The sequence below is a fragment of the Flavobacterium keumense genome (assembly GCF_029866485.1).
In the GTDB taxonomy this organism is placed as follows: domain Bacteria; phylum Bacteroidota; class Bacteroidia; order Flavobacteriales; family Flavobacteriaceae; genus Flavobacterium; species Flavobacterium keumense.
The window spans coordinates 983,941-996,458 of the sequence record NZ_CP092332.1; the positions used below are offsets into that span (position 1 = coordinate 983,941).

The 12,518-nt window shown below is 38.8% G+C and carries 7 protein-coding genes; all 7 read left to right on the forward strand.

All coding sequences use genetic code 11. The features are described 5' to 3' along the window. Positions 1 to 6: 6 nt before the first annotated feature. From MG292_RS04235 to MG292_RS04265, 7 genes are read left to right on the forward strand one after another with little or no spacing between them, the layout of a single operon-like run. Entirely contained in the window at positions 7 to 5,610 is a 5,604-nt protein-coding gene (locus tag MG292_RS04235) for a beta strand repeat-containing protein (RefSeq protein WP_264533950.1), read from the forward strand. Then, a complete protein-coding gene (locus MG292_RS04240; RefSeq protein ID WP_264533949.1) occupies positions 5,573 to 6,601 on the forward strand; it encodes a hypothetical protein in 1,029 nt (342 codons plus the stop codon). Before MG292_RS04235 ends, MG292_RS04240 begins: the two co-directional genes overlap by 38 nt. 7 nt (positions 6,602 to 6,608) lie before the next feature. Then, on the forward strand, positions 6,609 to 8,078 hold the full coding sequence (locus MG292_RS04245; RefSeq protein WP_264533948.1) for a PA14 domain-containing protein: 1,470 nt from the start codon (positions 6,609 to 6,611) through the stop codon (positions 8,076 to 8,078). 1 nt (position 8,079) lies between these two features. Continuing rightward, the gene (locus MG292_RS04250) at positions 8,080 to 8,790 is read left to right on the forward strand and encodes a tail fiber domain-containing protein (RefSeq protein ID WP_264533947.1); all 711 of its coding nucleotides are present in this window, start codon (positions 8,080 to 8,082) and stop codon (positions 8,788 to 8,790) included. Further along, positions 8,780 to 9,709, forward strand: coding sequence for a fibrinogen-like YCDxxxxGGGW domain-containing protein (locus MG292_RS04255; RefSeq protein ID WP_264533946.1), 930 nt, complete (start codon positions 8,780 to 8,782; stop codon positions 9,707 to 9,709). Before MG292_RS04250 ends, MG292_RS04255 begins: the two co-directional genes overlap by 11 nt. After that, on the forward strand, positions 9,697 to 10,293 hold the full coding sequence (locus tag MG292_RS04260) for a hypothetical protein (protein WP_264533945.1): 597 nt from the start codon (positions 9,697 to 9,699) through the stop codon (positions 10,291 to 10,293). Before MG292_RS04255 ends, MG292_RS04260 begins: the two co-directional genes overlap by 13 nt. Continuing rightward, positions 10,293 to 12,515: a fibrinogen-like YCDxxxxGGGW domain-containing protein gene (locus MG292_RS04265; protein WP_264533944.1), complete on the forward strand. Its 2,223-nt coding sequence runs from the start codon at positions 10,293 to 10,295 to the stop codon at positions 12,513 to 12,515. The genes MG292_RS04260 and MG292_RS04265 overlap by 1 nt, the downstream gene beginning before the upstream one ends. The last annotated feature ends 3 nt before the right edge of the window (positions 12,516 to 12,518 follow it).

Genomic DNA, 12,518 nt, shown 5'->3' on the forward strand with positions numbered 1-12,518 from the left:
TAACCAATGAGAAAAATAGTTTACATCGTTTTATTTTTAGTTTCATCCTTGGGTTTTTCGCAAAACAAAGGAATTACCTATCAAGCAGTAATTTATGCTCCTGGAGGTCAAAACATTCCGGGAGTTAATGTGAATAATGTACCAATGACTAACAAAGCAATTTGTTTGCAATTTAGTTTTTTAGATACTAATACGGGAATAGAGTATGAGGAAGTGATAAAAACAACAACAGACACTTTTGGAATGGTCAATATCACTATAGGTACAGGAAATAAAACAGGTGGATATGCCACTTCTTTTAGTGGGATTAATTGGAATGCAACCGAAAATAAAACATTGAAAGTGGCGCTTGATCCAACAGGCTTATGTAATCAGTTTGAAGAACTTTCAAGCGAAGTGTTGACTTCGGTGCCATTTGCAAATGCTGCAAATACAGCTACTAATGTCTCGGGCGTAGTTGCTTTAATCAATGGAGGTACAGGGGCTACTACAGCAGCAGGTGCACGTACTAATTTAGGCTTAGGAAACGTGGATAATACTTCAGATATAAATAAACCTATGTCAACGGCGACTAAAGCCTATGTAGACAGTCAAATTGTAAGTTCAACTATTCCAGATGCTACTACAACTAGTAAAGGTAAAATTCAATTAGCAGGTGATTTGGGAGGTACAGCTGCCGCACCGACCGTTCCTGGATTAGCATTGAAAGCAAATAGTTCCGATGTAACAACTTCATTAGCTACCAAAGAAAATACCTCAAATAAAAGTACGGACGTTACTTTGTCATCCAATTCGGATGTGAAATTTCCAACAGAGAAAGCAGTAAAAACCTATGTAGATACTCAAGTTGCAGGAGCGACCATTGCAGATGCATCTTCTTTAATTAAAGGTAAAATTCAATTGGCAGGTGATTTGGGAGGTACAGCTGCCGCACCAACTGTTCCTGGATTGGCATTGAAAGCGAATAGTTCCGATGTAACAACTTCATTAGCTACCAAAGAAAACACCTCAAATAAAAGTACGGATGTTACTTTGTCATCCAATTCGGATGTGAAATTTCCAACAGAGAAAGCAGTAAAAACCTATGTAGATACTCAAGTTGCAGGAGCGACCATTGCAGATGCATCTTCTTTAACTAAAGGTAAAATTCAATTGGCAGGTGATTTGGGAGGTACAGCTGCCGCACCGACCGTTCCTGGATTAGCATTGAAAGCGAATACTACTGATTTGACTACTGAGGTAAACAGAGCAACTGCCGCAGAGGCTACATTGACAGCTAATGTAACGGCTAATGCCACTGCGATTGCTGCTGAGATTACAAGAGCAAACGCTGCAGAATCTTTAAAAGCACCAATCAATAATCCAACATTTACCGGAACGGTTTCTGGAATTGATAAAACTATGGTAGGCTTGAGTAATGTAGATAATACTTCGGATGCCAACAAACCCGTTTCAACGGCTACGCAAACAGCGTTGGATTTAAAGGCACCTTTAGCCTCGCCAACATTTACCGGAACGGTTTCTGGAATTGATAAAACAATGGTAGGCTTGAGTAATGTAGATAATACTTCGGATGCCAACAAACCCGTTTCAACGGCTACGCAAACAGCGTTGGATTTAAAGGCACCTTTAGCTTCGCCAACATTTACCGGAACGGTTTCTGGAATTGATAAAACAATGGTAGGCTTGAGTAATGTAGATAATACTTCGGATGCCAACAAACCCGTTTCAACGGCTACACAAACAGCGTTGGATTTAAAAGAGAATATAGCCAATAAAAGTACTGATATTGCTGCTGATGCAAACTCTACTACTAAATATCCTTCTGTTAAATTAATTAAAGATTATGTTGACACATTAAATGCAGCAGCTGGAGTTGCTGACGGTTCAATTACTTCGGCTAAAATTACTGATGGAACAATTGTAAATGCCGATGTGGCTGCTAATGCGGCTATTGCCTATTCTAAGTTAAATTTAAGTAACTCAATTTTAACTATTGATATCGTTAATGATGCAGTTGAAACAGCCAAGATAAAAGATGCCAATGTAACTGAAGCAAAATTAGCAGCTGACGCAGTTACTTCTGCTAAAATTAAAGATGGCGAGATTGTAAATGCAGATATTAGTGCTTCTGCTGCTATTGTGGATACTAAATTAGCTACTATAGCTACATCAGGAAAAGTAAGTAATTCTGCAACTACGGCTACGGATGCCAATACAGCATCTGCGATTGTGTCTCGAGATGCTAATGGTGACTTTGCAGCAGGAACAATTACTGCTGATTTAGACGGTAATGCATCTACCGTTACCAACGGGGTGTATACTACAGATAAAATCAGTGTATTGTCAGCCACAACTTCTTCAGAATTGAAAGGAGTAATTTCTGACGAGACAGGTTCGGGAGCGTTAGTATTTGCTACTTCACCAACATTGGTAACTCCTACTTTAGGAGTTGCAACTGCAACAAGCGTCAATGGATTAACTCCAACAGCACTTGCTACAGGATTTACTATTGCAGGAGGAAGTACTACTTCAAAAACATTAACAGTTAGTGGTGATGCTACAGTAAGCGGAACCACGAGCGGAACAAATACAGGTGATCAAACCATTACGTTAACAGGGGATGTTACAGGTTCAGGAACAGGAAGTTTTGCTGCAACCATTGGAACAGGAAAAGTAACTACCACAACTATTGCAGCAGATGCAGTAACCTCTGCTAAAATTGCCGATGGAACAATTGTAGTTGGAGATATGGCAGATAATGCAATTGAAACAGCGAAGATAAAAGATGCCAATATAACTGAAGCAAAATTAGCAGCTGACGCAGTTACTTCTGCTAAAATTAAAGATGGCGAGATTGTAAATGCAGATATTAGTGCTTCTGCTGCTATTGTGGATACTAAATTAGCTACTATAGCTACATCAGGAAAAGTAAGTAATTCTGCAACTACGGCTACGGATGCCAATACAGCATCTGCGATTGTGTCTCGAGATGCTAATGGTGACTTTGCAGCAGGAACAATTACTGCTGATTTAGACGGTAATGCATCTACCGTTACCAACGGGGTGTATACTACAGATAAAATCAGTGTATTGTCAGCCACAACTTCTTCAGAATTGAAAGGAGTAATTTCTGACGAGACAGGTTCGGGAGCGTTAGTATTTGCTACTTCACCAACATTGGTAACTCCTACTTTAGGAGTTGCAACTGCAACAAGCGTCAATGGATTAACTCCAACAGCACTTGCTACAGGATTTACTATTGCAGGAGGAAGTACTACTTCAAAAACATTAACAGTTAGTGGTGATGCTACAGTAAGCGGAACCACGAGCGGAACAAATACAGGTGATCAAACCATTACGTTAACAGGGGATGTTACAGGTTCAGGAACAGGAAGTTTTGCTGCAACCATTGGAACAGGAAAAGTAACTACCACAACTATTGCAGCAGATGCAGTAACCTCTGCTAAAATTGCCGATGGAACAATTGTAGTTGGAGATATGGCAGATAATGCAATTGAAACAGCGAAGATAAAAGATGCCAATATAACTGAAGCAAAATTAGCAGCTGACGCAGTTACTTCTGCTAAAATTAAAGATGGCGAGATTGTAAATGCAGATATTAGTGCTTCTGCTGCTATTGTGGATACTAAATTAGCTACTATAGCTACATCAGGAAAAGTAAGTAATTCTGCAACTACGGCTACGGATGCCAATACAGCATCTGCGATTGTGTCTCGAGATGCTAATGGTGACTTTGCAGCAGGAACAATTACTGCTGATTTAGACGGTAATGCATCTACCGTTACCAACGGGGTGTATACTACAGATAAAATCAGTGTATTGTCAGCCACAACTTCTTCAGAATTGAAAGGAGTAATTTCTGACGAGACAGGTTCGGGAGCGTTAGTATTTGCTACTTCACCAACATTGGTAACTCCTACTTTAGGAGTTGCAACTGCAACAAGCGTCAATGGATTAACTCCAACAGCACTTGCTACAGGATTTACTATTGCAGGAGGAAGTACTACTTCAAAAACATTAACAGTTAGTGGTGATGCTACAGTAAGCGGAACCACGAGCGGAACAAATACAGGTGATCAAACCATTACGTTAACAGGGGATGTTACAGGTTCAGGAACAGGAAGTTTTGCTGCAACCATTGGAACAGGAAAAGTAACTACCACAACTATTGCAGCAGATGCAGTAACCTCTGCTAAAATTGCCGATGGAACAATTGTAGTTGGAGATATGGCAGATAATGCAATTGAAACAGCGAAGATAAAAGATGCCAATGTTAGCTATGCAAAAATTCAAAATGTTAGTGCCACAAATACAGTTTTAGGTCGTGTATCAACAGGAGCAGGGGTAATAGAAGAAATTGCCACTACAGGATCTGGTAATGTAGTAAGAGCTACATCACCAACCTTGGTAACACCTGCGCTTGGAACTCCTTCGGCCGCGGTCTTAACTAACGCAACAGGATTGCCTTTAACAACGGGAGTAACTGGAATTTTGCCTGTTGCAAACGGTGGTACAGGATCTTCTACTAAAAACTTTGTAGACTTAACAACTGATCAAACTATCGCTGGAGTAAAAACTTTTTCAGGAAGTTCAACTGTAGTAAACCAAAATTTAACCGTTAACGCAGCAGGAACAACAGGACAAGGAATTATTTTATCTGATGATGGAGATATTGTGGACAACAATGATGGTGCCGCTACATTCCGTTTTACGGGAGGGGTTAAAATTAATGATGGCAATGGAAGTGCAGGAACAACAACTAAGATAACCTTAGCAAATACAGGTGCTATCACCGCTGCGGGAGGTGTTACGGCGAGTCAATTAATTTCAAACGTTGCAACTGGTACAGCGCCGCTTGTGGTAACCTCTACTACACCAGTAGCTAATTTGAACATTGGAGGAAATGCAGCAACAGCTACAAAATTTGCAGCTACAAAGAACATCAATGGCGTAGCATTTGATGGTAGTGCTGATATTACAGTTGCGGCAGCTGCAGGTACTTTGACAGGAACTACCTTAGCATCTAATGTGGTAAGTTCAAGTTTAACTAGCGTGGGCACAATAACAACAGGTACTTGGAATGGAACAACCATTGCAATTGCAAACGGAGGTACTGGAGCAACTACTAAAACAACGGCATTTGATGCATTGTCACCTATGACAACTGCTGGCGATATTATTTATGGAGGAACCAACGGTACAGGAACACGATTAGCTAAAGGGACCGATGGACAAGTGTTAACGTTAGCTAGTGGAGTACCAACTTGGGCTTCAGGAGTATCAACAATTACCTCAAAAACATCAAGTTATACACTAACTACAAGTGATAATTATGTTATTGCGTCTTCAGGATCGGGTATTACATTTACGTTGCCAACCGCAGTTGGAAATACTGGAAAAGAATTTACAATTAAAAATATTAGTGCCAATACTGTTACAATTACCACAACAAGTTCGCAAAAAATTGTTGTAGATGCAGCAAACAGTGCAGCTACAACGGCGACCTTAGGGATAGAAGCTTCTAATAATTGGATTCGTGTAATTTCTGATGGAACACAATGGATTGCCTTTAGAGCCTTATTCTAACAAAGACAGCATGAATAAATTGATAGTATTAATAGTATTGTGTTTGGTATTCTTTAAAGGAACTGCCCAAACCGGTATTGGTACCACTACTCCCGTAAATAAGTTACAGGTAGAAACTACCTCTGCAGACCCAGCTACATCAGGAGCATTAGCAAATGGTAATTTACGATTAAGTGGAACAACAGGAAGTCATGTTTTGGATTTTGGGTTGAGTAGTTCAAGTACCTTTTCTTGGTTGCAATCAAGGTCAAAATCGGCTTATGGAACAAACTATAATTTAATATTAAATCCGAATGGTGGGAATGTAGGTATTGGAACTACGAACCCAACAGCAAAATTAAATTTAGTAGGCGGTGGAATTAGAATCTATGACGGTTTTACAAATGCAAGTAATCGACCTGCAATCAATACCGGAATTATAGGTAATTATGAAATAAGAGGAGTCGGTTCCAGCTCTGGTACCACTCAATCTGACACCAGTGATGATGGTTTTCTTCGTTTGTCTGCCGGAGGAGGGACTAATGCAAATACACAATCCTCCATTGATATTTCAGGATTTTCTACGGTGGCTGATATGAACAATAATATTGTGTTAAGAACAGCAGGAACCGAAAGACTCCGAATAGATAATGCGGGTGCCACAACCTTAGCAGGTTCTTTAACAGGAAATGGAACTACCAGTACTTTGGCTAATTTTAGTTCGGTTATGAACGATCAAACAGGAACTACGTACACCCTCACTAATGCCGATAACGGAAAGATCATTACGTTCAACAATGCTAGTGCTATTTCAGTAACAGTTCCCTCATTATCTGTTGGATTTAATTGTATGATTATTCAAAAAGGAGCAGGTCAAATAACTTTATCTCCTTCTGCAGTAACTATTTCCAATAGATACAGTTTTACCAAAACAGCGGGGCAATATGCTATTTTAAGTTTAGTGTGTATTTCATCAGGAGTATATATTTCATCAGGGGATATGTCAAATTAATTGAGCTATGAAAAAAAAATGGTATTTTATTTTTTTTCTATTCCTAATCTTTTTCAAGGTTCAGGCACAAATGATGGCTCCCTATCAGGCCGTTACCAAACAACCTAGGATACAATTTGATTATTGGATTTACAGTATTTGCGGGGGAAATGGGTCAACCTCTCAGTATCCAGTGGTTCCTGCCAATTTGACTGAGATGAATACGATGTTTAATACCATTAATTCCAATACAACTCTATACCAAACAGGCAGAACCAATTCTACTAAAATTTTAGATTGGCAAAGTATCTCCGAACTAAGTTCAATAGGGGTTAATTTGCCAAATAGTGGAACTTATTTTGGATTTAAGGTACAAGGAACATTCATCCCTTTAGAAACTGGAAACTATACTTTTACGCTAGAAGCCGATGATGCAAGTGATTTAATTATTGAAGGCACTACAGTGATTGGAACTTATTCAGGGCAGGCCTTACCTGCATTAGGTACGCATACAGGATCAATTTATTTGACTGCTGGAAAGGCTTATTCGTTTATAGCAAGAATGCAACAAGGTGGTGGAGGTTTTGGATTTAGATTATACTGGAAATCGCCTACTCAAGCTGTTGCACCTAGCGCTTATACAAGTGTGCATCCAGCCAATACTTACTACCCAAGCTGGACACATAACTTGCAAGAAATTGTAACAAGCCCAAATTTGAATGGTTCAACAGCAGCTTTAGCAGCTCCAAGTGCCAAATACATTCAAACCGCATTTAGTAATTACACAGACGGAGTGTATTGGATCAATTTACCTTATGCAGGTCCTACACAAATATATTGTTTGTTGAACTCATCCATTGATGGAGGTGGTTGGATGATGGCGATGAAAGCAACTAGGGGGACTACTTTTAATTATTCGAGTACCTATTGGACAGCAGCTAATACTTTAAATCCTGGAAATACCAATCGAAATGATGGTGATGCCAAATTTGATACTATGAATTATTTTAATGCCAAAGATATATTGGGCTTGTGGCCAGATATTCCATGGAATTATAACGGGAGTACAACTGGAGGAAGTGTAAATACAAATGGTTCATATAATGTTTGGTGTTGGTTACAAAATAATTTTAATAGTGGGACTAGAATAACACCGATTAATTTTTTTAGTTCGGCCAACCGACTTTTTTTGGGCGATGCCAATAATTTTTCTGGTAAAGGAACCGCATTTTCAGCCCAAACAGACATTAGATTTTATGGATTCAATTATTCCAATGCAAATTCTACGGCAAATGTGCGATGGGGATTCGGTTGGAATGAAAATGGAGGAGGTTTGTATCCCAATGGAGAAGCGACTTCTAACGATGTCTCTGGTGGAATTGGGATGACTGGATTGTTTTCGACTAATATTAATTATTCAGCCGGAGATCAATTAAGTTGTTGTTCCACTAATTCTGGTATTAATCGTTCTGCAAGAGTAGAAATTTATATTCGATAAGATGAGAAAAATATATTTAATTGTATTATTATTTAGCTTTATTGGTTTTGCCCAAACCGGTATAGGTACGACTACGCCCGCAGTAAAACTTCATATAAGATCAAACGGTTCTACCTTACGTTTAGAAGGGAGCGATCATACCTATATGGAATTTTTTCCCCAAGGGGCTTTGACACGATTTGGTTGGGTTGGTTATCCTTCAGCAAATTCTAATGATTTTACAATATCAAGTCAGAGCGCAGTGGGATCATTATTATTGTACACTAATAATTCGGAACGATTTAGAATAAATGCATCAGGAAACGTCGGTATTGGTACATCTACTCCATCCGTTCGTTTACAAGTGGCAGGTGATATTATAGCTAATTCTATTGCGGGTTCTTCAGACGCTCGATTTAAAACGAATGTTTTTCCAATTGAGAATCCTTTACAAAAAGTGATGCAATTGAGAGGCGTTACTTTTGACTGGAAGACCAAAGAATTTCCTAATAGAAAATTTACCGAAAACCGCGCTTTAGGTTTCATCGCACAAGAAGTAGAACAAGTGATTCCTGAAGTGGTTCAAACAGAAAATAATGCTGATGGCTATAAATCAGTGCAATACGATAAAGTGGTTGCTTTATTGGTAGAAGCAATAAAAGAACAACAAAAACAAATAGAACAATTACAGCAAAAAGTTAAAGAGCTAACAGAAAAAGTAAATGAAAAGTAACGGATTACATAGTATTTACCTATTTTTTTTAACCCTTCCGTCTTTATTTGCACAGACGGTTACAACTACTGCTGGATCCATAAATTTTAATTTAAGTTCTGCATGGGCATCTCCTACTCAAGTGGCAAATGGAATTACCATTCAAGATGGTCATATAATAAATGTTCCAACAGGAACCGTTTTTTATAGTGGGAAAATTGATTTTGTAGGAACTGGAAAATTACAACTAATTGGAACGGGTAAATGGATGCCAGGCCCTTCAATTACAAGTTTAAAAAGTTGTAAGGAAATATTAAGTTATTATCCCATGTCGCCTTCAGGACAATATAGTATTGATCCAGACGGAGCTGGTGCACTACCAAGTACCAACTGTTATTGCGACATGACTACAGATGGCGGCGGTTGGACATTAGTACTTAATTATTTGCATCGTGGAGGGACTAATCCTGCGCTTCAAGTCAAGACTAATAGTCTCCCTGTTTTAGGGTCAACCGTTTTAGGTACTGATGAATCAGGTTCGTCAACCACTTGGGGACACGCAGCTCCTTCCTATTTAAACTCATTTAACTTCACAGAACTTCGTTTTTACGGAGCTACATCGGGTCATAGTAGAATAATTCATTTTAAAACAAGTCATGCAAATACTATATCCTATTTTAGAACAGGTTCAGGTAGTATGTCAGGAATTAATAGTAGTTATACTGCATTAGTCTCACATTCGGCTTATATTCCTAATAGCGCTGTAAGTAATTTTGTAAATGAAGGAAATTTAGCTATGACCAATTTCCCATTTTGGTTGGGAGCTAATTACCATTGGGGAATAAGAGGGCAAGATTACAGATGGGAAGTAGACGATTATGCAGCAAGTATTGGGAATGGATATCAATTTCACACCTACAATCAGATATGGATACGGTAATAAAAACAATTAAATTAGCAGTAATTGTAGTATTTATAAATACTTCTACCGCTCAAACCGGTATAGGTACAACTACGCCTAATGCTTCTGCTAAATTAGAGGTTGCAGCAACAAATAAAGGATTTTTACCACCACGGATAGTATTAACTAGCGCAACAGATGGCACCACTATACCTTCTCCGGCTACGGGTTTATTGATTTATAATACAGCTACAGCAGGCAGTGCGCCAAATAATGTTGTACCAGGCTATTATTATTGGAACGGGACTAGTTGGATTCAAATTGCCAATGGATTAATTATTGATTCAAGTAAATCAAGTAGTTTTACTTTGGCAGCAACAGATAATAATAAGATCTTTTTTATTAATGCAGCATCAACAGTTACGGTGACAGTTTCTAATACATTACCCATTGGATTTTCTTGTCAATTTATTCAAGTAGGCAACGGGATGATTACTTTATTAGGTTCGGGAGTAACTTTAAATTCGGCTAACGGATTAAGTTCAAGAATTGTCAATAGCGCCATTGGGCTAGTAATGAATACTGCTTCGGTGGGATATGTTTATGGAGATACCATTTATTAATGTCAAAAATAGTAACTATAGTAAGTCTAGTTTGGTTTGTAATTTGTTCAAATGCACAAACACCATTTCCTAATTTAGCTATCAGAAAACCAGTCGTTCCTAATACTTATTATTTTTCGTATTCAGGAGGTATTCAAAAGTTTATAGTGCCAAACCGAGTTACCTCTATTCAAGTAAATGCCATCGGGGCCAAAGGAGGAACAGGTGGTGGCGGTCAGCCAGGTGGTGCTGGAGCTAATATTACTTCTACAATAAATGTAACTCCTGGCCAAGTAGTATATGTTGTTGTGGGTGGTTTCCCAGGGCAATCTGCTACCGCAAAATATGGTTTTGCAGGTAATGGAGGTACAGCAAATAGTGCTTCGGGTTTTGGAGGTGCAGGTGGAGGATTATCGGGGGTGTTTAACTCAATAACTCCTTCAAATGCCAGTGCTTTAGTTGTTGCCGGCGGTGGTGGTGGCGGAACAGGAACAGGTGGAACTACTGGGTATAACGGTGGGGCAGCACTAAATGCATCTAGCGGTTCGGCTAGTAATGGTCAAGGATCTACAAATTACCCTACTAATGGGAGGTATCAATATGGCTATGGTGCTTCAACAACAATTGCAGGTGGCGGAGGATTTGCATTCGATAATGCACCTGCACAAAACGGGACAGATGGGAATGATATTTATGGAGGAACTGGAGGAATTGGAACCGTTTGGCAAGGTGCAGGAGGTGGCGGAGCTGGATTTTATGGTGGCGGTGGCGGAGCTGGAGGCGGAAGTGCCAATGGCGGTGGAGGCGGTGGTTCTTCAAAATCAATATCAGGCATTAGTTCATTTGGAACTGTAAATACTACTGGCGATGGAAGTGTAACAATTACTTGCCTATCAAATTCCGGGTTAGTATTACATTTAGATGCAGGGAATACCGCGAGTTATAGTGGGTCTGGAACTACTTGGAATGATTTGTCAGGAAATGGTTCGAATGTTACATTAAATAATACAACATATAGTTCGGCCAATGGCGGATATTTAACATTTAATAATACAACAAGTTATGCCGATTTTACAGCTAATATTGGAAATACTAATGTGGTCACTGTGGAGATGTGGGTTAAACCTATTTCATTACTAGGTAGCGGGGGCAGTGGAGCCATGTTTTTTGGATTTAATTATTATGATGTTTGGACAAGTGGAGGCAATATAGGGTTCAATACTTCTACTGGTGATCAATACGGGATTAGCAGTACACAAGCCGATTATCTAGGAATTACTGGCGGGTGGAGGCAACTTGTTTTTGTGATGTATGCTGGTTCAAAAACGAATAATAAGATTTATGTAAATGGAGAAAACCAATCCATGTCCTATGTTTCGGGAACTTTTACTTCTGCTAATGCTAATTTTAATTCTGGTGTAGGAAGAATTTCTGGATGGAGAGCTGATACAAATTGGAGGATGAATATGCAAGTAGCTAGTTTTAAAGTATATAATAGAGAATTATCTCCACAAGAAATAACCAATAACTTTAATACATTTCGCACCAGATTTTATGCAGAGAATGACGGTTTAAGCCCAAGTACAGCGTCTACAAGTGCTTACCAAATTAAACAAGACTACCCGAATTCAACTGATGGATTTTATTGGATAAAAAATCCTAATATCAATAGCGGTAATCCATTTAAAATTTATGCTGATATGACTACTGATGGTGGTGGCTGGACTTTAATTTTGAAAAACTCTTCTTATGCAGGATGGTCATATGCTAATTCAATTGTACTCAATACGTCAATTCCTTTTACTACCAATGCAGGAGTAATCAGTACAACTACTTCAAATTATTCTATTATTGGTTGGGCTGATTATATTAAACGAAGTTCCAGTGGTTTTCAGTACATGATTGATGCAGGAAGTAGAAATAGTAATGGAGGAATATGGACTGCGAATGGAAATTATAGTTTTGTAAACACGAATAATACACAAACTAATGTAACTTTGAATACAAAATTTGGGACTTGGAATTATGTTGGTAATAATAATGGCATGGCAGAAAGAATGCCTTGGCGAAGTACAACAGTAGGGGCAGGAACAGGATTTTTAACTCTTTCCGACGGAACGGGCAATTGGTGGGGAACATTAATTTCAAATAATAGTTATTATTCTCCTTCACCTTGGATATCAGACGGTGGCGGTGGATCTTCAAGCCCTAATCCTGGTATAATTTGGTATTGGGTACGCTAATAA

Coding starts and splice junctions, on each gene's coding strand:
- MG292_RS04245 (WP_264533948.1), top strand. CDS start 6,609: ATGAAAAAAAAATGGTATTTTATTTTTTTTCTATTCCTAATCTTTTTC.
- MG292_RS04265 (WP_264533944.1), top strand. CDS start 10,293: ATGTCAAAAATAGTAACTATAGTAAGTCTAGTTTGGTTTGTAATTTGT.
- MG292_RS04255 (WP_264533946.1), top strand. CDS start 8,780: ATGAAAAGTAACGGATTACATAGTATTTACCTATTTTTTTTAACCCTT.
- MG292_RS04250 (WP_264533947.1), top strand. CDS start 8,080: ATGAGAAAAATATATTTAATTGTATTATTATTTAGCTTTATTGGTTTT.
- MG292_RS04240 (WP_264533949.1), top strand. CDS start 5,573: ATGGAACACAATGGATTGCCTTTAGAGCCTTATTCTAACAAAGACAGC.
- MG292_RS04260 (WP_264533945.1), top strand. CDS start 9,697: ATGGATACGGTAATAAAAACAATTAAATTAGCAGTAATTGTAGTATTT.
- MG292_RS04235 (WP_264533950.1), top strand. CDS start 7: ATGAGAAAAATAGTTTACATCGTTTTATTTTTAGTTTCATCCTTGGGT.